This is a genomic window from Escherichia sp. WS1265, assembly GCF_046487585.1.
In the GTDB taxonomy this organism is placed as follows: domain Bacteria; phylum Pseudomonadota; class Gammaproteobacteria; order Enterobacterales; family Enterobacteriaceae; genus Escherichia; species Escherichia coli.
On sequence record NZ_JBJQJE010000011.1, the window covers coordinates 104,432 to 124,771 of the forward strand.

The window sequence follows — 20,340 nt, forward strand, 5'->3', positions numbered from 1 at the left end:
GGGCAGATTTGAGCAGGCTCACAAAACGCGATTAAATGCCTGAATTATAAAAACGGGGAATTTGTGACGGGATGCACAGAACAGGAACAATAAAAAAGGGCAGAAATTAATCTGCCCTTGAGGAAATAACCTTAGTGTTTGATGAAGGTTTCAGGTTTCTACTAAAAGATAAAACCATTTAAATTCATAAAATTACATTCACAAACCGGTCATTCTCTTTGCGCGCATCAAATGTTACAGGGCAGGAAATTTCTGCCCTGTAACACACCTTTTATTACGCTGCTTTCGCTACTGCGTCCACTTCCGGACGTTTCAGGAAGGCATAGGCCAGACCCGCCACCAGCGTACCGGCAATAATGGCTACCAGGTAACCCAGTACCGGCGTAATAGCGCCAGGGATCAGCAGAACAAACAGACCACCGTGCGGTGCCATCAGTTTCGCACCAATCGCCATTGAGATTGCGCCAGTCAGCGCCCCACCCACGATACAGCACGGCAGCACACGCATCGGATCACGAGCAGCAAACGGAATTGCACCTTCCGAAATGAAGCACAGTCCCAATACCAGAGCGGCTTTGCCACCTTCCTGCTGCGCTTTGTCGAATTTGCGACGCGCCACCATTGTTGCCAGGCCCATTGCCAGCGGTGGCACCATACCTGCCGCCATAATCGCCGCCATCGGGCCATAGGTTTGAGTACTCAGCAGACCCACACCGAATGCGTACGCTGCTTTGTTTACCGGACCGCCCATGTCAGTACACATCATGCCACCGAGGATCGCCCCCAGCAGAACCGCATTCGCAGTCCCCATGGTCTGCAGCCAGTGAGTCAACCCTTCGAGAATGCCAGCAACCGGTTTACCGATCAGGTAGATCATCGCCAGACCGACCACCAGACTGGAAATTAGCGGAATGATCAGAATCGGTTTCAGCGCCTCCATACTCTGTGGCAGTTTCAATTGCGTACTGATTAACTTCGCAATGTAACCAGCCAGGAAGCCCGCAATAATACCGCCAATGAAGCCAGAACCAGTGCTGACCGCCAGCATACCGCCAATCAGACCCGGCGTGAGACCCGGACGATCGGCAATGGAGAAGGCAATATAACCTGCCAGTACCGGCACCATCAGCGCAAAGGCTGAACCACCACCAATCTGCATCAGCGCCGCTGCCAACGTACCCGGCTCTTTAAACGCTTCGATACCAAAAGCAAAAGAAAGCGCGATACACAGACCACCTGCAACGACCATCGGCAGCATGTAAGAGACGCCCGTCAGCAAGTGACGATAAGCGCCTGCACTCTCTTTCTTACCTTCAGTGGTCGCCGTTTGAGCTTTGCCCGCCGGTTCATACGGCGTTGCTTCAGCAACCGCTTTATCCAGTTCCTGCGCGGTTTTCTTCAGCGCCAGACCGGTAGAGGTGCGATACATCGGTTTACCAGCAAATTTCGCCAGATCCACTTCAATATCTGCCGCCACAATCACCAGATCCGCTGCGGCTACTTCTTCAGGGGTGATTGCATTACCCGCGCCAACCGAACCACGGGTTTCAACTTTCACCCACCAGCCACGTTTTTTCGCTTCGGTTTCAATGGCTTCAGCCGCCATAAAGGTGTGTGCTACGCCAGTCGGGCAAGCAGTCACCGCAACTACGCGTTTCGGACCGCTGGCGGCAACCGGTGCTGTCGCAGCGACCGGCGCAGTGTAAGGTTTCGCATGGCCTTTGGCTTCACTCAGGAACAGCTCAGGGTGCGCAACTGCCCGGGAAATATCGCCCAGCCAGACATTTTTACCGTTCAGCGCGCTGTCGTTCGGGATGGAATCACCGAGAACAATCGCCATTTCAGCGTCGTTCGGATTGTCGATGATTTCCAGTTTTGCTTTTCGCGCCGCCGCGCCCAGCAGGGTCTTCGCCATATAGGCGCGTGCCTGACCGAGATTAGCGTCAATAATCAGCAGCGTTTTCATTATGCCTCTCCTGCTGTCAGTTAAAAGGTTGTAAGTCGACGCGCGCCATCATTGCGGCCAACTGCGGACGATCGGTAATACCCACATTGCTTTGACTTACCGCCAGGGCTGCAACAGCTGTCGCCAGACGCAGTGTGTGTTCACTGGATTCACGCATCAGCAAGCCATAAATCAGGCCACCAACCATAGAATCCCCTGCGCCAACGGTGCTTACGACATCGACTGACGGTGGTTTGGCGATCCATTCGCCGGAGGCATTAACCCAAAGCGCGCCTTCGGCACCCAGTGAAATAACGACATGCGCAATACCCTGTTCACGCAGCGCATGCGCAGCTTCAATCACATCTTTCATTTCAGGCAGTTTACGGCCCGCCCAGATTTCCAGCTCGCGGCGGTTAGGTTTCACCAGCCACGGTGCCGCTTTCAAACCTGCTACTAACGCTTCACGGCTACTATCAAAGATAATGCAAGGACACTGACTACGCAGGCGAGTCATCCAGTCGGTGAACGCTTCCGGGCTGACGCCTGACGGTAAGCTTCCGCTGACACAGACCATATCGAACTGACCGAGCCAGCTCAGAGAATCAGTCACAAAGCGTTCCCAGTCGGCGGGAGTGACTTCAAAACCCGAGAAGTTGAAGTCGGTCACTTCGCCGTCTTTTTCCGTCAGCTTAACGTTAATTCGGGTGCGCCCCTGTACAACCTGGAAACGGTTGGCAATGCCCAGCTCGCTGAACAGTTGCTGAAAACCATCCTGATTGTCTTTACCGAGGAAGCCGCCAACGGTGACATCAATTCCCAGGTCTTTTAATACTTTGGCCACGTTGATGCCTTTACCCGCCGCATGCAGACCGGTGGTTTTCACCAGGTTCACTTCGCCGCGTTCAATTTCCGGGCAGAAACCAACAAGGTCATAAGCCGGATTAAGGGTGATAGTAGCAACACGTCTGCTCATTATGCGCCCTCCCCAAGACCAGCAGCGATAGCGTCGCCAATGGCTTTCAGCGCCTGTTCAGCATCTGCACCCTGGGCGGTAAAGCGTAGGCGATGACCTTTCTTAACGCCAAGTGCCACAACTTTCATCAGACTACGTCCGTTTGCCGGTTTGCCGGTGCCATCAAGGTTTGTCACGGTAATATCACTGTTAAATTGTTTAATGGTATTGACCAGCATGGTACCTGGACGAGCATGCAGGCCGTGTTCATTGCGCACCACAAACTCCGCGCTTAACACGTCGTCGGTCAGCGCATCATCGCTGGTCAGCAGCGCCAGCAACGTTGCCGCATCCGCTTTCAGCAAGCGGTCAGCTTTATTGTCGAGTAACAAATCAGCGAGACGCTTAAGAACCGCAATGGGCTGATCGTCATTCATCGCCACACTCACCAGCATGGCTGCCGTTTCGCCGTCCACATCAAAAGCATTTGCCGCACGGCTTACCGCAATCGCGCTACGCAGATTGCCTTCGGCGCTATCGCTCAGCCAGATGCCCTGTCCGAGGTTCAGCGGTTGTTCATTGATGGCTTTGGTGACGAAAGTGGCGTCAACTGCCCCCGCTTCTTTCAGACGTGCAGCGTTCAGCGCCTGAAGAGTCAGCAGATCGCTGGCGACGATATCCAGCGTCAGCATTTCGTTGTCGAGCTTCAGCTGCTCACTCTGCTTTTCGCCCATCAGCAATGCGCGAAGTTCTTCTGCTGTTGTTGCTGACTTCAGTTGTTCAGCAACGGAATCATCGCTCAGTACGTGGGTCAGCTGGCGTAGCAGGCCCAAATGTTCATCCGAGCTGGCAGCAATACCGATCGCCACGTACGCTACCTGGCCGTCACCCCAGGTGACGCCTTCCGGGAACTGAAATACCTGAACGCCGGTTTTCAGCACCTGATCGCGGGTGTCGGTAGTGCCGTGTGGAATAGCAATACCATTGCCGAGGAACGTAGAGGTTTGCTGTTCGCGCGCCAACATGCCATTGACGTAGCCTTCAGCTACATTACCGGCCTGCACCAGCGCCGCAGCGACCTGGCGAATCGCCTCTTCTTTGTCTCCGGCCTTTTCGCCCGGATGGATGTCCTGTACGGATAACTGGAACATAGTTCTCCTCTCTTGCTGAATTGAAACGATTCAGCTTCTATGAGAAAAAAAGCGCCAACCTGGCTTAGGGTTAAAGACAAGATCGCGCTGAAACGTTTCAAGAAAGCATAATACTTCTGTTTCAGCACGCAAGGAAAGCCGTAAAGTTATGAGCAAAAGTTTGATGTGCTGCACAATTTTTTGTCATTTTTCCTAATTGCTGATGGGAAAATCCGTTATCAGCAATTTCATTTCAGCAGCGTCAGCAGCCAATCAGCAACAGTGAAATGGCATTTTGATTATTCGTGGCGCTTTTGATTTCGCTGTCTGTTTATTTTCTGACAAGCAGCGTAAACTCCGCGTCTTCCTCTTCCAGTGATCGACCAGCATGCATAACTCCCCCGCAGTCTCCAGCGCGAAATCGTTTGACCTGACCTCGATGGCGTTTTTAATCGTTGCCTTTCTCACCGGTATTGCGGGCGCTCTACAAACCCCGACACTCAGTATTTTTCTTACTGATGAAGTACATGCCCGCCCGGCGATGGTGGGATTCTTCTTTACCGGCAGCGCTGTCATTGGGATTCTGGTAAGTCAGTTTCTCGCCGGGCGCTCTGATAAGCGCGGCGATCGCAAATCGCTGATTGTCTTTTGCTGCGTGTTAGGCGTGCTGGCCTGCACTCTTTTTGCCTGGAATCGCAACTACTTTGTTTTGCTATTCGTTGGCGTCTTTCTTAGCAGCTTTGGCTCGACTGCTAACCCGCAAATGTTTGCCCTCGCCCGTGAACATGCTGACAAAACCGGACGTGAAGCGGTGATGTTCAGCTCTTTTTTACGCGCTCAGGTTTCACTGGCATGGGTCATTGGCCCGCCGCTGGCTTATGCCTTAGCGATGGGTTTCAGCTTTACGGTAATGTATCTGAGCGCAGCGGTAGCGTTTATTGTTTGCGGCGTGATGGTGTGGCTGTTTTTACCGTCGATGCAAAAAGAACTTCCACTGGCGACCGGCACGGTTGAAGCGCCGCGCCGTAACCGTCGCGATACGCTGCTGCTGTTTGTCATTTGTACATTGATGTGGGGCTCGAACAGCCTGTACATCATCAACATGCCGCTATTTATTATCAACGAACTGCATCTTCCCGAGAAACTGGCCGGTGTGATGATGGGGACCGCCGCCGGGCTGGAAATCCCGACCATGTTGATTGCCGGATATTTCGCCAAACGTCTGGGTAAGCGCTTCTTAATGCGCGTTGCTGCCGTGGGTGGCGTCTGTTTTTACGCAGGAATGCTGATGGCGCATTCACCTGCCATTCTGTTGGGCTTGCAGCTGCTAAATGCTATTTTTATTGGCATTCTGGGCGGCATCGGGATGCTCTATTTTCAGGATTTGATGCCCGGTCAGGCAGGTTCAGCCACCACGCTCTATACCAACACTTCGCGCGTGGGCTGGATCATCGCAGGATCAGTGGCGGGCATCGTCGCCGAGATCTGGAATTATCACGCTGTGTTCTGGTTTGCGATGGTGATGATTATCGCCACTCTGTTTTGCTTACTGCGGATTAAAGATGTTTAAGGCGCGGTCAGCATTTCCAGATCGATAAGCCAGGTCATTGCCTGCTGACGCGAGTTACCGCACATTTCAGCGCTGGCTTGTAAGCCTGCACAGACTTTCGGTCGCAGTGGCGAGGTGAAAATTTTACAGCGTTGCTGTTCATCAAGCTGAATGCAGGGCGTATTGGCGGGCTTGCCATCTGGCATACCGGGAATAGGGCTGGAAATTGAAGGGGCGGTGCAACACGCCCCGCAACCCGGACGGCATTCCATACGTTGTTCTCTTAAGGTTAACCACCGGATTGATGAGCGCGCACAGTACCACCTTTTTTGCACCAGCAAAAGTGCGAATACCACTTGCCCGAAAGGCCCGTCGCGAGTACTTTGTCGCGATATTTTTGACATTTTCGACTACAGGAATTTTTCGATGCCAAGAGCGAACGAAATTAAAAAAGGTATGGTACTGAATTACAACGGCAAACTGCTGCTGGTTAAGGACATTGATATTCAGTCGCCCACTGCCCGCGGTGCCGCTACGCTGTACAAAATGCGTTTTTCTGATGTCCGTACCGGGCTGAAAGTAGAAGAGCGTTTCAAAGGAGATGATATCGTTGACACCGTGACGCTGACCCGCCGTTACGTTGACTTCTCCTATGTCGATGGCAACGAATATGTCTTTATGGATAAAGAAGACTATACCCCGTATACCTTCACCAAAGATCAGATTGAAGAAGAGTTGCTGTTTATGCCAGAGGGCGGCATGCCGGACATGCAGGTGCTGACCTGGGACGGTCAACTGCTGGCGCTTGAGCTGCCGCAGACCGTTGATCTGGAAATCGTTGAAACCGCACCAGGCATCAAAGGGGCATCTGCCAGCGCCCGTAACAAACCGGCGACATTGAGCACTGGTCTGGTGATTCAGGTACCAGAATACTTAAGCCCGGGCGAAAAAATTCGTATCCATATCGAAGAACGCCGTTATATGGGGCGTGCTGACTAACTTCAGCCGCATGCAGAAAAGGGATAGCTCAGGCTGTCCCTTTTTTAATTTATTATACCAATCTTCTATTTTGCGCTTCCTGAACACCTTACGCCCTCAATTTTCACTCGTTGATTGATCGCCCTCACACTTCATCGCATTAACAATCCAGACCAATTTCAATTGCTGTCATATAACTTTACACTGTCATTGTTAATTAATCGTTACCAAGACGTGACTCCTATGAATACAATCGCCTCCGTTACGCTCCCGCATCATGTACACGCTCCACGCTACGATCGCCAGCAGTTGCAATCACGTATCGTTCATTTTGGCTTTGGCGCCTTTCACCGCGCACATCAGGCGTTACTGACCGATCGTGTGCTGAATGCCCAGGGCGGCGACTGGGGGATCTGTGAAATCAGCTTGTTCAGCGGTGATCAACTGATGAGCCAGCTCCGCGCACAGAACCATTTATATACCGTGCTGGAGAAAGGTGCGGACGGCAATCAGGCGATAATTGTCGGTGCCGTTCACGAATGCCTGAATGCAAAACTGGATTCCTTAGCGGCAATTATTGAGAAATTTTGCGAGCCACAGGTGGCAATTGTTTCCCTGACGATTACCGAAAAAGGCTATTGTATTGACCCAGCCACCGGTGCACTCGACACCAGCAATCCGCGGATTATTCACGATCTACAAAACCCTGAAGAACCTCACTCCGCGCCGGGTATTCTCGTCGAAGCACTGAAACGACGCCGTGAAAGCGGCCTTGCACCGTTTACCGTGCTCTCCTGCGACAATATTCCCGACAATGGCCATGTGGTGAAAAACGCGGTGCTGGGAATGGCAGAAAAACGTTCGCCAGAACTCGCCGGGTGGATAAAAGAACACGTCAGTTTTCCGGGAACCATGGTCGACCGTATTGTTCCGGCTGCAACCGACGAATCACTGGCGGAAATCAGTCAGCATCTGGGGGTGAATGATCCCTGCGCGATTAGCTGCGAACCGTTTATCCAGTGGGTGGTGGAAGATAACTTCGTCGCTGGGCGTCCTGCCTGGGAAGTCGCAGGTGTACAAATGGTGCATGATGTCCTGCCATGGGAAGAGATGAAACTACGTATGCTTAATGGCAGCCACTCTTTTCTCGCTTATCTGGGTTACCTCTCAGGATTCGCCCATATCAGCGATTGCATGCAGGATCGTACATTTCGCCATGCCGCCAGAACATTAATGCTGGATGAGCAAGCGCCGACACTGCGAATTAAAGATGTCGATTTAACACAATATGCGGATAAGTTAATTGCACGTTTTGCTAACCCGGCGCTGAAACATAAGACCTGGCAAATCGCGATGGATGGGAGCCAGAAATTACCGCAACGTATGCTGGCAGGTATTCGCATACATCTGGCGCGCGAAACGGACTGGTCGTTGCTGGCATTAGGCGTTGCAGGCTGGATGCGTTACGTCAGCGGCGTTGATGATGCCGGAAATGCCATTGATGTTCGCGATCCGCTTAGCGATAAAATTCGCGATCTTGTTGCGGGCAGCAGCAGTGAGCAACGCGTCACCGCCCTGCTTTCCCTGCGTGAAGTTTTCGGTGATGATCTGCCAGATAACCCGCATTTTGTGCAGGCCATCGAACAAGCCTGGCAACAAATCTCACAATTCGGCGCGCATCAGGCGCTATTAAACACCCTCAAAATTTAACGATTTCTGCGGTTAAAGCGGATGAAGCTCGCCTTCGTCCGCTCTCCCCTTCTCTTTTCTGCCATTTTTAGCCAGGATTAACGCTCAGTTAACTTATCAGAGTATTGCGGAGCCGTTGTGACCAGGACCAACCTCATCACCGGTTTTCTCGGCAGCGGGAAAACTACGTCGATTCTTCATCTGTTAGCCCATAAAGATCCCAACGAAAAATGGGCGGTACTGGTTAATGAATTTGGGGAAGTCGGAATTGATGGTGCTTTGCTCGCCGATAGCGGCGCACTGCTGAAAGAGATCCCCGGCGGCTGCATGTGCTGCGTTAATGGTTTACCCATGCAGGTAGGATTGAATACCTTACTGCGTCAGGGAAAACCAGACCGCTTGTTGATAGAGCCGACCGGGCTGGGTCATCCGAAACAGATCCTCGATCTCTTAACCGCGCCCGTCTATGAACCGTGGATAGATCTGCGCGCCACGTTGTGCATTCTCGATCCACGCCTGCTGCTGGACGAAAAAAGCGCCAGCAATGAAAACTTTCGTGACCAGCTGGCTGCCGCAGACATTATTGTCGCCAATAAATCCGACCGTGCGACGCCCGAAAGTGAGCAAGCGCTACAGCGCTGGTGGCAGCAAAATGGTGGCGATCGGCAATTGATTCACAGCGAGCATGGGAAAATTGACGGTCATCTTCTGGATTTGCCGCGTCGCAATTTAGCCGAGTTGCCCGCCAGCGCCGCGCATTCTCATCAGCATGTCGTGAAAAAAGGGTTAGCAGCGTTAAGCCTGCCAGAGCATCAACGCTGGCGTCGCAGTCTGAACAGCGGACAAGGGCATCAGGCCTGTGGCTGGATATTCGACGCTGATACGGTATTCGACACCATTGGCATTCTGGAATGGGCGCGACTTGCACCGGTGGAACGCGTCAAAGGCGTGATGCGTATTCCCGAAGGGCTGGTGCGAATCAACCGTCAGGGCGATGACCTGCACATTGAAACGCAAAACGTTGCGCCACCGGACAGTCGTATTGAGCTGATTTCCAGCAGCGAAGCTGACTGGAATGCCTTGCAGAGCGCGCTGTTGAAGCTTCGTTTAGCGACTACCGCGTAAGGTTGCCTGCGTTTTTCAGTAAGATAATTAGAGAAAATATGATTAAAAATTTGCCGCAAATAGTGTTGTTGAATATTGTCGGCCTCGCGCTGTTTCTTTCCTGGTATATACCCGTTAATCATGGATTCTGGTTGCCGATTGATGCGGATATTTTTTATTTTTTTAATCAGAAACTGGTCGAAAGTAAGGCCTTTTTGTGGCTGGTTGCATTGACCAACAATCGCGCTTTCGACGGTTGTTCACTGCTGGCGATGGGAATGTTGATGCTGAGTTTCTGGCTGAAAGAAAACGCCCCAGGCAGACGACGTATCGTGATTATTGGTCTGGTCATGCTATTAACTGCAGTGGCATTAAACCAGCTGGGTCAGGCATTAATTCCTGTAAAACGGGCCAGCCCAACATTGACTTTTACCGATATTAACCGCGTCAGCGAACTGCTCTCTGTTCCCACTAAAGATGCCTCACGAGATAGCTTTCCCGGCGATCATGGTATGATGCTGCTTATTTTTTCGGCATTCATGTGGCGTTATTTCGGCAAAGTTGCAGGCCTTATCGCCCTTATTATTTTTGTGGTTTTTGCGTTTCCCAGAGTAATGATTGGCGCACACTGGTTTACTGACATCATTGTCGGTTCGATGACCGTGATATTGATCGGTTTGCCCTGGGTGTTGCTGACGCCATTAAGTGATCGATTAATCACCTTTTTTGACAAATCACTACCGGGAAAAAACAAACATTTCCAAAACAAATAACTCACAGTAATTAACATCATCAGGGTTATTTTTATAGTGAGGATAATCCTGATGATGCGCACCGTGCTTTCATCCATCGCGCGCAAAAATCATTCTCTAAGTAAATGAATGGATTGCATGCGTTTCACTCAATCGTACTTTAATTGACCAATCCCGTTTATTAACTTTCTGTATCACTTTTTCTTATAAAAAATCATGTAAAACCGCTCGCCAAGACCGCACCAATCGGGTAATCTCGAACTCGTTTTGCCTCGGCGGTAGATTATCCTCACAGCATATAATTTTGTGCGTTAGTCCACAGATTTGGCCTTAAGGAATTGTTTCAACATGCCCAGGTAATTAGTCTCGTGTCGCTTGGCATTTTTTTATAACGATATTTGTCGTTAAGGACTTCAAGGGAAAACAAACAACATGGTCAAATCTCAACCGATTTTGAGATATATCTTGCGCGGGATTCCCGCGATTACAGTAGCGGTTCTGCTTTCTGCATGTAGTGCAAATAACACCGCAAAGAATATGCATCCTGAGACACGTGCAGTGGGTAGTGAAACATCATCACTGCAAGCTTCTCAGGATGAATTTGAAAACCTGGTTCGTAATGTCGACGTAAAATCGCGAATTATGGATCAGTATGCTGACTGGAAAGGCGTACGCTATCGTCTGGGCGGCAGCACTAAAAAAGGTATCGATTGTTCTGGTTTCGTACAGCGTACATTCCGTGAGCAATTTGGCTTAGAACTTCCGCGTTCGACTTACGAACAGCAGGAAATGGGTAAATCTGTTTCCCGCAGTAATTTGCGTACGGGTGATTTAGTTCTGTTCCGTGCCGGTTCAACGGGACGCCATGTCGGTATTTATATCGGCAACAATCAGTTTGTCCATGCTTCCACCAGCAGTGGTGTTATTATTTCCAGCATGAATGAACCGTACTGGAAGAAGCGTTACAACGAAGCACGCCGGGTTCTCAGCCGCAGCTAATAAACCGTTTGGATGCAATCCCTTGGCTATCCTGACGAGTTAACTGAAAGCACTGCTTAGGCAGTGCTTTTTTGTTTTCATTCATCAGAGAAAATGATGTTTCCGCGTCTTGATCCAGGCTATAGTCCGGTCATTGTTATCTTTTAAATGTTGTCGTAATTTCAGGAAATTAACGGAATCATGTTCATACGCGCTCCCAATTCTGGACGTAAGCTCCTGCTTACCTGCATTGTTGCAGGCGTGATGATTGCGATACTGGTGAGCTGCCTTCAGTTTTTAGTGGCCTGGCATAAGCACGAAGTCAAATACGACACACTGATTACCGACGTACAAAAGTATCTCGATACCTATTTTGCCGACCTGAAATCCACTACTGACCGGCTCCAGCCGCTGACCTTAGATACCTGCCAGCAGGCTAACCCCGAACTGACTGCCCGCGCGGCGTTTAGCATGAATGTCCGTACGTTTGTGCTGGTGAAAGATAAAAAAACATTCTGTTCATCTGCGACCGGTGAGATGGACATTCCACTCAATGAATTGATTCCGGCGCTCGACATTAATAAAAACGTCGATATGGCGATCTTACCCGGCACGCCGATGGTGCCGAACAAACCCGCAATCGTCATCTGGTATCGCAACCCTTTGCTGAAAAATAGTGGCGTGTTTGCCGCGCTGAATCTCAATCTGACGCCTTCACTCTTCTATAGCTCACGGCAGGAAGATTACGATGGTGTCGCCCTCATTATTGGTAATACTGCGCTATCTACCTTTTCGTCACGTTTGATGAATGTTAATGAATTAACCGACATGCCGGTCCGTGAAACTAAAATTGCGGGCATTCCTCTGACCGTTCGGCTTTATGCGGATGACTGGACATGGAACGATGTGTGGTACGCATTTTTACTGGGCGGCATGAGTGGAACTGTCGTTGGCCTGCTCTGCTATTACCTGATGAGCGTACGTATGCGCCCCGGCAGAGAAATCATGACCGCCATCAAGCGCGAACAATTTTACGTGGCGTATCAACCGGTGGTGGATACACAAGCTTTGCGGGTAACGGGCCTGGAAGTACTGCTACGCTGGCGGCATCCTGTAGCGGGAGAAATTCCCCCGGATGCCTTCATTAACTTTGCCGAATCGCAAAAGATGATTGTGCCGCTGACTCAGCACCTGTTTGAGTTAATTGCCCGCGATGCCGCAGAATTAGAAAAAGTACTGCCGGTAGGCGTCAAATTTGGCATTAACATTGCGCCGGACCATCTGCACAGCGAAAGCTTTAAAGCTGATATCCAGAAACTGCTCACTTCCCTGCCCGCTCACCATTTCCAGATTGTGCTGGAAATTACCGAGCGCGATATGCTGAAAGAGCAAGAAGCCACACAACTCTTCGCCTGGCTGCACTCGGTCGGCGTAGAAATTGCTATTGATGACTTCGGCACCGGGCACAGCGCGCTTATCTATCTTGAGCGTTTTACGCTCGATTATCTGAAAATTGACCGTGGATTTATCAACGCCATCGGTACGGAAACGATCACTTCACCCGTACTTGACGCGGTGCTGACGCTGGCGAAACGTCTCAATATGCTGACGGTTGCTGAAGGGGTCGAAACGCCGGAACAGGCACGATGGCTAAGCGAACGCGGCGTTAATTTCATGCAAGGCTACTGGATTAGTCGCCCGTTACCGCTGGACGATTTTGTTCGCTGGCTGAAGAAACCGTATACGCCGCAGTGGTAAGGTGTGCTTACGTCCCTTATTATTCATAGTGAAAGCATGCCGGATTGCGGCTAATGATGAGTAAAAGGAAATCCGTTGCAGATGATTGTGCGCATACTGCTGCTGTTTATCGCTCTGTTCACCTTTGGTGCGCAGGCGCAGGCTATCAAGGAAAGCTATGCCTTTGCCGTGCTGGGCGAACCCCGGTACGCCTTTAATTTCAACCATTTTGATTATGTGAACCCCGCCGCGCCAAAAGGGGGGCAGATAACGTTGTCAGCCCTCGGCACCTTCGATAATTTCAACCGCTATGCACTGCGCGGCAACCCGGGCGCACGCACCGAGCAGCTGTACGACACGCTATTTACGACTTCCGATGACGAACCAGGCAGTTATTACCCGCTGATTGCTGAAAGTGCACGCTATGCTGACGATTATTCCTGGGTGGAGGTCGCTATTAATCCGCTCGCCCGTTTTCATGATGGTTCGCCCATTACTGCCCGCGATGTAGAGTTTACTTTTCAAAAATTTATGACCGAAGGCGTGCCGCAATTTCGTCTGGTCTACAAAGGCACCACCGTCAAAGCCATTGCGCCGTTAACCGTGCGCATTGAGTTAGCTAAACCCGGCAAAGAAGATATGCTGAGTCTGTTTTCGCTGCCGGTGTTTCCAGAAAAGTACTGGAAGAATCACAAACTTAGCGACCCGCTCGCCACGCCTCCGCTTGCCAGTGGTCCGTACCGAATTACGTCCTGGAAAATGGGGCAAAATATTGTCTATTCCCGCGTGAAAGATTACTGGGCAGCAAACTTACCGGTAAACCGTGGACGCTGGAATTTCGACACCATTCGCTACGATTATTACCTCGATGATAATGTCGCCTTTGAAGCGTTTAAAGCCGGTGCCTTTGATTTGCGTATGGAAAACGACGCCAAAAACTGGGCCACGCGCTATACCGGTAAAAATTTCGATAAGAAATACATCATCAAAGATGAGCAAAAGAACGAATCAGCCCAGGATACGCGCTGGCTGGCGTTTAATATCCAACGTCCGGTATTCAGCGATCGCCGGGTGCGGGAAGCGATCACTCTCGCCTTTGACTTTGAATGGATGAACAAAGCGTTGTTTTACAATGCCTGGAGTCGCACGAACAGTTATTTTCAGAATACCGAATACGCGGCCAGAAATTACCCCGACGCCGCGGAGCTGGTGCTTCTGGCACCAATGAAAAAAGATCTACCGCCAGAAGTCTTCACGCAAATCTACCAGCCGCCGGTATCCAAAGGCGATGGCTACGATCGTGACAACCTGTTAAAAGCCGACAAACTTCTCAACGAAGCGGGCTGGGTGCTGAAGGGTCAGCAACGCGTAAATGCCACAACGGGTCAGCCGCTCAGCTTTGAGTTATTGCTACCTTCGAGCAGCAATAGTCAGTGGGTATTGCCGTTCCAGCACAGCCTGCAACGGCTGGGTATCAACATGGACATTCGCAAAGTGGATAACTCGCAAATCACCAACCGCATGCGCAGTCGCGACTATGACATGATGCCGCGCGTATGGCGGGCGATGCCGTGGCCCAGTTCCGATTTACAGATTTCCTGGTCATCGGAATATATCAATTCCACTTATAATGCCCCCGGCGTGCAAAGCCCGGTTATCGACTCGCTGATCAACCAAATTATTGCCGCGCAGGGAAATAAAGAAAAATTACTGCCGTTGGGGCGAGCACTGGATCGCGTATTAACGTGGAATTATTACATGCTGCCAATGTGGTATATGGCGGAAGACCGTCTCGCCTGGTGGGATAAATTCTCTCAACCCGCAGTGCGCCCTGTTTACAGCCTGGGTATCGATACCTGGTGGTATGACGTTAATAAAGCGGCCAAACTGCCGTCAGCCAGACAACAGGGAGAGTAGATGGGCGCTTATCTGATTCGCCGTCTGTTGCTGGTGATCCCAACGTTATGGGCGATTATCACTATCAACTTTTTCATCGTGCAAATTGCGCCTGGCGGTCCGGTCGACCAGGCTATCGCCGCCATTGAGTTTGGTAATGCCGGAGTATTACCCGGCGCAGGCGGTGAAGGTGTTCGCGCCAGCCATGCGCAAACGGGCGTCGGCAATATCAGCGACAGTAATTACCGTGGCGGACGCGGACTAGATCCAGAAGTGATCGCCGAGATCACTCATCGCTACGGTTTCGATAAGCCGATCCACGAACGTTACTTCAAAATGCTCTGGGACTACATCCGCTTTGATTTTGGCGACAGCCTTTTTCGCAGCGCCTCGGTACTGACGCTGATTAAAGATAGTCTGCCGGTTTCCATCACCCTCGGATTATGGAGCACGCTGATTATCTATCTGGTGTCGATTCCGTTAGGCATTCGCAAAGCTGTTTATAATGGTAGCCGCTTTGACGTCTGGAGTAGTGCATTTATCATCATCGGCTACGCCATTCCGGCCTTTTTGTTTGCCATCCTGCTGATTGTCTTCTTCGCGGGCGGCAGCTATTTCGACCTATTCCCTCTGCGCGGCCTGGTTTCCGCTAACTTTGATTCGCTGCCGTGGTATCAGAAAATCACCGATTATCTGTGGCATATCACGCTGCCGGTGCTGGCGACAGTGATTGGCGGCTTTGCGGCGCTGACCATGCTGACAAAAAACTCATTCCTTGATGAAGTGCGTAAGCAATACGTGGTGACTGCGCGTGCGAAAGGGGTAAGTGAGAAAAATATTCTCTGGAAACATGTGTTCCGCAACGCCATGCTGCTGGTGATTGCCGGTTTTCCGGCGACGTTTATCAGCATGTTTTTTACCGGCTCGCTGCTGATTGAAGTAATGTTTTCGCTCAATGGTCTTGGCTTACTGGGCTACGAAGCGACCGTCTCGCGCGATTATCCTGTAATGTTTGGTACTTTGTATATTTTCACCCTGATTGGCCTGCTGCTGAATATTGTCAGTGATATCAGCTATACGCTGGTCGATCCGCGTATAGATTTTGAGGGACGTTAATGTCGCGACTCAGCCCCGTCAATCAGGCCCGTTGGGCGCGTTTTCGTCATAACCGTCGCGGCTACTGGTCGTTATGGATTTTCCTCGTCTTGTTTGGTTTGAGTTTGTGCTCTGAACTTATCGCTAACGATAAACCGTTGCTGGTACGTTATGACGGCAGTTGGTATTTCCCGTTGTTGAAAAACTACAGCGAAAGCGATTTTGGCGGCCCGCTGGCAAGTCAGGCTGATTATCAGGACCCGTGGCTGAAACAACGGCTGGAAAATAACGGCTGGGTACTGTGGGCACCGATTCGCTTTGGTGCTACCAGTATCAACTTTGCTACCGATAAGCCCTTCCCTTCTCCACCCTCCCGGCAAAACTGGCTGGGAACGGATGCCAACGGCGGCGATGTGCTGGCACGTATTCTCTATGGCACGCGGATCTCAGTTCTGTTTGGCCTGATGCTGACCCTCTGCTCCAGCGTGATGGGCGTGCTGGCGGGGGCGCTACAAGGCTATTACGGCGGTAAAGTCGATCTCTGGGGGCAACGTTTTATTGAAGTATGGTCGGGGATGCCGACGCTGTTTTTGATTATTTTACTTTCCAGCGTCGTACAGCCTAACTTCTGGTGGCTGTTGGCAATTACCGTCTTGTTTGGTTGGATGAGTCTGGTCGGCGTGGTGCGGGCGGAGTTTTTACGTACCCGTAATTTCGACTACATCCGCGCGGCGCAGGCGCTTGGCGTCAGCGATCGCAGTATCATCCTGCGTCATATGTTGCCAAATGCCATGGTCGCTACCCTCACTTTTTTACCGTTTATTTTATGTAGTTCGATCACCACCCTGACCTCGCTCGATTTCCTCGGCTTCGGTCTGCCGCTCGGTTCACCGTCACTCGGTGAACTGCTGTTACAAGGGAAAAATAACCTTCAGGCCCCGTGGCTTGGGATCACCGCCTTCTTGTCGGTGGCGATATTGTTGTCTTTGCTGATCTTTATTGGTGAAGCCGTCCGCGACGCATTTGATCCTAATAAGGCGGTGTAGCATGACGCAAACTCTGTTAGCGATTGAAAATTTGTCGGTGGGTTTTCGCCATCAGCAAACCGTACGCACAGTAGTCAATGATGTTTCACTACAGGTTGAGGCTGGCGAAACGCTGGCGCTGGTGGGTGAGTCTGGTTCAGGTAAGAGCGTTACCGCGCTGTCAATTTTACGCCTGCTCCCTTCCCCGCCGGTTGAATATCTCTCCGGCGATATTCGTTTTCATGGCGAATCGCTGCTTCATGCCAGCGATCAAACGTTGCGCGGTGTACGCGGTAATAAGATCGCCATGATTTTTCAGGAGCCGATGGTGTCGTTAAATCCATTGCATACCCTGGAAAAACAGCTTTATGAAGTGCTTTCACTCCACCGCGGGATGCGTCGGGAAGCGGCTCGTGGCGAAATTCTTAACTGCCTTGATCGCGTCGGTATCCGCCAGGCGGCAAAACGGCTGACAGATTATCCGCATCAGCTCTCCGGCGGCGAACGCCAGCGGGTGATGATTGCGATGGCGCTGTTAACGCGACCGGAATTATTAATTGCCGATGAACCGACCACCGCACTGGACGTCTCTGTCCAGGCGCAGATTTTACAGCTGTTGCGCGAACTGCAAGGAGAGCTGAATATGGGCATGCTGTTTATTACTCATAACCTCAGCATTGTCAGAAAACTGGCCCACCGCGTGGCGGTAATGCAAAACGGTCGCTGTGTCGAGCAAAATAACGCCGCTACGCTATTTGCCTCACCCACTCATCCTTACACACAAAAGCTACTCAACAGTGAACCGTCAGGCGATCCAGTGCCGTTGCCAGAACCTGCCTCAACGTTGCTGGATGTTGAACAGCTTCAGGTTGCCTTCCCCATTCGCAAAGGGATTTTGAAGCGCATTGTGGATCATAATGTGGTGGTGAAAAACATCAGTTTTACGCTACGAGCGGGTGAAACACTGGGTTTAGTGGGCGAGTCCGGTTCCGGGAAAAGCACGACGGGACTGGCGCTGCTGCGACTGATTACCTCTCAGGGCAGCATCGTCTTTGACGGTCAGCCACTACAAGATTTAAATCGCCGCCAGCTGTTACCTATTCGTCATCGCATTCAGGTGGTATTTCAGGATCCAAACTCCTCGCTCAACCCACGACTCAACGTTTTGCAGATTATTGAGGAAGGCTTACGGGTTCACCAGCCGACGCTTTCTGCCGCACAACGCGAACAACAAGTGATAGCCGTGATGCATGAAGTGGGATTAGATCCTGAAACACGCCACCGTTATCCGGCGGAGTTCTCTGGTGGTCAGCGGCAACGTATTGCGATTGCCAGGGCGTTAATTCTTAAGCCCTCGTTGATCATTCTTGATGAACCGACATCATCACTCGACAAAACGGTACAGGCGCAAATATTGACGCTATTGAAATCATTGCAACAAAAGCATCAATTGGCCTATTTGTTTATCAGTCACGATTTGCACGTTGTCCGCGCGTTATGTCATCAGGTTATCGTACTGCGACAAGGGGAAGTAGTGGAACAAGGACCGTGCGCGCGCGTGTTTGCCGCACCGCAGCAGGAGTATACGCGTCAGCTACTGGCGTTGAGCTGACGCTTAAAAAGGATTGTAGTTTGAAAAGGGTTCGGCAATTGCCACACCAAAATTTTTCAATCGGCATGTTGCAGCAAACTCGTCCTGGCGATTTACAAACAGGCACGGCTCACCTTCACACTCCAGTACCGAGCATGGAACTTCGATGTCGCTTAACGCCTGGCTTAGTTTGTACATCACCGACCATGCATTATCACCATCCGGGCTAAGCAATTTAAGCGCCACCAGGCTGTTGTCACCGCACGGTCCATTTTGCGGAATCGGTTCAACCTTCGAACCTGCGAAACCAGCAGACCAGCGATAGTTCTGCGGCAGTCGATGGACGATTGAGAGTTGTAATGAAGTCACTTATTTTCCCCGGAAGCACATTTACTTCACAATTTATTTACATCAATTTTAACACATCATCAACAATCCGTCTTTATACAGATCGTAAAGATTGATGCCTCGCCTGCGTGGCCTCTATGGCTCTGATTTAAATAATATCTGCGGGCGTGGTCACGTTTGCGGGGCTATATGTACCCGTTTCTGCGATCTAACTCAACCTTTTTAACTACAATGATGTGACTTTTTACATAAATTGATTTTACATAAAATAAACATATATCGGGGAAATGATGGATTTGTGGTTGACATGCATCAACAAAGGAAGCCTTTTAGCTTCCTCGTTGTGCAATAGATCACCGTTTTTTCGGCCGACTGGCGTACAGACAGAAGAGAATGGAGCTGGTTGCGCAGAATGCAATTGACCAAATCATCGGCCATGCAGAGTTAAAGGTCGCAAGAGAAAGCAATGCGCCAACAATTGCCCCTATGCCGAAACGGAAGGTTCCTGCCAGCGAAGATGCCGTTCCCGCCATATGGGGAAACTCATCCAGAATGACCGCCATCGCATTGGATGACACCATCGACACGCATCCGACAAATGCCGCAACACCAACCACCAGCGACCAGAACCCCAGGCCCAGCAGCGCACTAATGACCATCCATGCCGCCACCATAAACTGGATCCATAATCCTGCCCGAAACATATTTAACGCGCCAATACGACGAACAAAGCGGCTGTTAAAGATGGTCATCACGAACAGGAAAACAATGTTTAGCGCAAAGTAATAACCAAAGTTTTCCGGAGCGACGTGGTTAATTTCAATATAGACAAACGGTCCGGCGCTCAGGAACGAGAACATCCCGGCAAAGCTGAAACCGCTGGCCAGCATATAACTCAGGACACGCTTATGACGGAACAGCGCCGCAAAGTTACCAATAGTGGTACGAATGTGAAAAGGCTGGCGACGCTCCGGTGGTAAGGTTTCTTTGATCAGAAAGAAGATCATTGCCGAAGCCAGAATCGCCGCCACAGCGAGGATCCAGAAGATATAATGCCAGCTCAGCCACACCAGCACCCAGCCGCCAACTATCGGTGCCATCAGCGGTGCAATGGTCGTCACCAGCATGACAAACGACATCATCCGCGAGAACTCTTCTTTCGGGTAGATATCACGCATCAAAGCGTTGATAACCACGCTGGCCGCAGCCGCAGCCAGCCCGTGGAAGAAACGCATCACAATCAGCTGATCGATGGTGTTTGCCAACGCACACGCCACCGCGGCGGCGGCAAACACCAGCGTACCGCCGAGCACCACCGGCTTACGCCCGAAACTGTCTGCCATCGGCCCGTAGATTAACTGCCCCAACGCAAAGCCCAGAATATAAGTACTGAGGGTCATCTGCGTACTGCCTGCCGGTACGCCAAACTGCGCTGAAATTACCGGTAGCGCGGGCAGATACATATCAATCGACAGCGGCATCAACATGGCCAGCAGGCCAAGGATAAAAACAATAGCAAACGACGAATGCTGTCGGGTGGTCACAACGGGCTCCTGAAAGTCATTGAA

The 20,340-nt window shown here is 51.0% G+C and carries 17 protein-coding genes; 11 read left to right on the forward strand and 6 right to left on the reverse strand.

Annotation, left to right across the window (positions count from 1 at the left end; all coding sequences use genetic code 11):
* Positions 1 to 274: 274 nt before the first annotated feature.
* The 3 genes from fruA to fruB are packed head-to-tail and all read right to left on the reverse strand — an operon-like array spanning position 275 to position 4,051.
* The gene (gene fruA / locus ACJHX3_RS12800; RefSeq protein ID WP_000854446.1) at positions 275 to 1,966 is read right to left on the reverse strand and encodes a PTS fructose transporter subunit IIBC; all 1,692 of its coding nucleotides are present in this window, start codon (positions 1,964 to 1,966) and stop codon (positions 275 to 277) included.
* 16 nt (positions 1,967 to 1,982) lie between these two features.
* Positions 1,983 to 2,921, reverse strand: coding sequence for a 1-phosphofructokinase (gene fruK, locus ACJHX3_RS12805; RefSeq protein ID WP_000091263.1), 939 nt, complete (start codon positions 2,919 to 2,921; stop codon positions 1,983 to 1,985).
* A complete protein-coding gene (fruB, locus tag ACJHX3_RS12810) occupies positions 2,921 to 4,051 on the reverse strand; it encodes a fused PTS fructose transporter subunit IIA/HPr protein (RefSeq protein ID WP_000487245.1) in 1,131 nt (376 codons plus the stop codon). The genes fruK and fruB overlap by 1 nt, the downstream gene beginning before the upstream one ends.
* Before the next feature lie 367 nt (positions 4,052 to 4,418).
* On the opposite strand from fruB, the gene setB reads away from it, so the two are divergent.
* Positions 4,419 to 5,600 (forward strand): sugar efflux transporter SetB, encoded by a 1,182-nt coding sequence (setB, locus tag ACJHX3_RS12815; protein ID WP_000551950.1) that lies wholly within the window; start codon positions 4,419 to 4,421, stop codon positions 5,598 to 5,600.
* Here setB and ACJHX3_RS12820 read toward each other — a convergent pair.
* Positions 5,597 to 5,851: a YkgJ family cysteine cluster protein gene (locus ACJHX3_RS12820; protein ID WP_000389030.1), complete on the reverse strand. Its 255-nt coding sequence runs from the start codon at positions 5,849 to 5,851 to the stop codon at positions 5,597 to 5,599. The genes setB and ACJHX3_RS12820 overlap by 4 nt on opposite strands.
* Before the next feature lie 154 nt (positions 5,852 to 6,005).
* Between ACJHX3_RS12820 and yeiP the strand changes: the two genes are divergently transcribed.
* From yeiP to yejF, 10 genes are all read left to right on the forward strand, one after another.
* Positions 6,006 to 6,578: an elongation factor P-like protein YeiP gene (gene yeiP, locus ACJHX3_RS12825; protein WP_001136827.1), complete on the forward strand. Its 573-nt coding sequence runs from the start codon at positions 6,006 to 6,008 to the stop codon at positions 6,576 to 6,578.
* A 222-nt stretch (positions 6,579 to 6,800) separates the two neighbouring features.
* Positions 6,801 to 8,267 (forward strand): mannitol dehydrogenase family protein, encoded by a 1,467-nt coding sequence (locus ACJHX3_RS12830; protein ID WP_001091924.1) that lies wholly within the window; start codon positions 6,801 to 6,803, stop codon positions 8,265 to 8,267.
* A gap of 117 nt (positions 8,268 to 8,384) precedes the next feature.
* A complete protein-coding gene (gene yeiR / locus ACJHX3_RS12835) occupies positions 8,385 to 9,371 on the forward strand; it encodes a zinc-binding GTPase YeiR (RefSeq protein ID WP_000198813.1) in 987 nt (328 codons plus the stop codon).
* A gap of 38 nt (positions 9,372 to 9,409) precedes the next feature.
* The gene (lpxT, locus tag ACJHX3_RS12840) at positions 9,410 to 10,123 is read left to right on the forward strand and encodes a Kdo(2)-lipid A phosphotransferase (RefSeq protein WP_001468970.1); all 714 of its coding nucleotides are present in this window, start codon (positions 9,410 to 9,412) and stop codon (positions 10,121 to 10,123) included.
* A gap of 411 nt (positions 10,124 to 10,534) precedes the next feature.
* Complete coding sequence (gene mepS, locus ACJHX3_RS12845; RefSeq protein ID WP_065898477.1) at positions 10,535 to 11,101, forward strand: bifunctional murein DD-endopeptidase/murein LD-carboxypeptidase; 567 nt, start codon at positions 10,535 to 10,537, stop codon at positions 11,099 to 11,101.
* A gap of 180 nt (positions 11,102 to 11,281) precedes the next feature.
* Positions 11,282 to 12,838 (forward strand): cyclic di-GMP phosphodiesterase, encoded by a 1,557-nt coding sequence (locus tag ACJHX3_RS12850; RefSeq protein WP_000470594.1) that lies wholly within the window; start codon positions 11,282 to 11,284, stop codon positions 12,836 to 12,838.
* A gap of 81 nt (positions 12,839 to 12,919) precedes the next feature.
* On the forward strand, positions 12,920 to 14,734 hold the full coding sequence (locus ACJHX3_RS12855; RefSeq protein WP_001316494.1) for an extracellular solute-binding protein: 1,815 nt from the start codon (positions 12,920 to 12,922) through the stop codon (positions 14,732 to 14,734).
* On the forward strand, positions 14,735 to 15,829 hold the full coding sequence (locus tag ACJHX3_RS12860) for a microcin C ABC transporter permease YejB (RefSeq protein WP_000501604.1): 1,095 nt from the start codon (positions 14,735 to 14,737) through the stop codon (positions 15,827 to 15,829).
* The gene (locus ACJHX3_RS12865; RefSeq protein WP_000088916.1) at positions 15,829 to 16,854 is read left to right on the forward strand and encodes an ABC transporter permease; all 1,026 of its coding nucleotides are present in this window, start codon (positions 15,829 to 15,831) and stop codon (positions 16,852 to 16,854) included. Before ACJHX3_RS12860 ends, ACJHX3_RS12865 begins: the two co-directional genes overlap by 1 nt.
* A 1-nt stretch (position 16,855) precedes the next feature.
* Positions 16,856 to 18,445 (forward strand): microcin C ABC transporter ATP-binding protein YejF, encoded by a 1,590-nt coding sequence (gene yejF, locus ACJHX3_RS12870; protein WP_024216342.1) that lies wholly within the window; start codon positions 16,856 to 16,858, stop codon positions 18,443 to 18,445.
* Between the two features lie 3 nt (positions 18,446 to 18,448).
* On the opposite strand, the gene ACJHX3_RS12875 is transcribed toward yejF, so the two are convergent.
* Together ACJHX3_RS12875 and bcr are read right to left on the reverse strand one after the other, a co-directional pair.
* Complete coding sequence (locus tag ACJHX3_RS12875; RefSeq protein WP_000202798.1) at positions 18,449 to 18,793, reverse strand: YejG family protein; 345 nt, start codon at positions 18,791 to 18,793, stop codon at positions 18,449 to 18,451.
* Between the two features lie 332 nt (positions 18,794 to 19,125).
* Positions 19,126 to 20,316 carry a multidrug efflux MFS transporter Bcr gene (bcr, locus tag ACJHX3_RS12880; protein WP_000213369.1) on the reverse strand — a complete coding sequence of 397 codons (1,191 nt, stop codon included), beginning with the start codon at positions 20,314 to 20,316 and terminating at the stop codon, positions 19,126 to 19,128.
* Positions 20,317 to 20,340 lie beyond the last annotated feature (24 nt).

What these genes read in the sequence shown, in the direction of transcription:
- ACJHX3_RS12850 (WP_000470594.1), top strand. Translation starts at nt 11,282, where the DNA reads ATGTTCATACGCGCTCCCAATTCTGGACGTAAGCTCCTGCTTACCTGC.
- yejF (WP_024216342.1), top strand. Translation starts at nt 16,856, where the DNA reads ATGACGCAAACTCTGTTAGCGATTGAAAATTTGTCGGTGGGTTTTCGC.
- ACJHX3_RS12865 (WP_000088916.1), top strand. Translation starts at nt 15,829, where the DNA reads ATGTCGCGACTCAGCCCCGTCAATCAGGCCCGTTGGGCGCGTTTTCGT.
- mepS (WP_065898477.1), top strand. Translation starts at nt 10,535, where the DNA reads ATGGTCAAATCTCAACCGATTTTGAGATATATCTTGCGCGGGATTCCC.
- ACJHX3_RS12855 (WP_001316494.1), top strand. Translation starts at nt 12,920, where the DNA reads ATGATTGTGCGCATACTGCTGCTGTTTATCGCTCTGTTCACCTTTGGT.
- lpxT (WP_001468970.1), top strand. Translation starts at nt 9,410, where the DNA reads ATGATTAAAAATTTGCCGCAAATAGTGTTGTTGAATATTGTCGGCCTC.
- fruK (WP_000091263.1), bottom strand. Translation starts at nt 2,921, where the DNA reads ATGAGCAGACGTGTTGCTACTATCACCCTTAATCCGGCTTATGACCTT.
- ACJHX3_RS12820 (WP_000389030.1), bottom strand. Translation starts at nt 5,851, where the DNA reads ATGGAATGCCGTCCGGGTTGCGGGGCGTGTTGCACCGCCCCTTCAATT.
- yeiP (WP_001136827.1), top strand. Translation starts at nt 6,006, where the DNA reads ATGCCAAGAGCGAACGAAATTAAAAAAGGTATGGTACTGAATTACAAC.
- setB (WP_000551950.1), top strand. Translation starts at nt 4,419, where the DNA reads ATGCATAACTCCCCCGCAGTCTCCAGCGCGAAATCGTTTGACCTGACC.
- ACJHX3_RS12830 (WP_001091924.1), top strand. Translation starts at nt 6,801, where the DNA reads ATGAATACAATCGCCTCCGTTACGCTCCCGCATCATGTACACGCTCCA.
- fruB (WP_000487245.1), bottom strand. Translation starts at nt 4,051, where the DNA reads ATGTTCCAGTTATCCGTACAGGACATCCATCCGGGCGAAAAGGCCGGA.
- ACJHX3_RS12860 (WP_000501604.1), top strand. Translation starts at nt 14,735, where the DNA reads ATGGGCGCTTATCTGATTCGCCGTCTGTTGCTGGTGATCCCAACGTTA.
- fruA (WP_000854446.1), bottom strand. Translation starts at nt 1,966, where the DNA reads ATGAAAACGCTGCTGATTATTGACGCTAATCTCGGTCAGGCACGCGCC.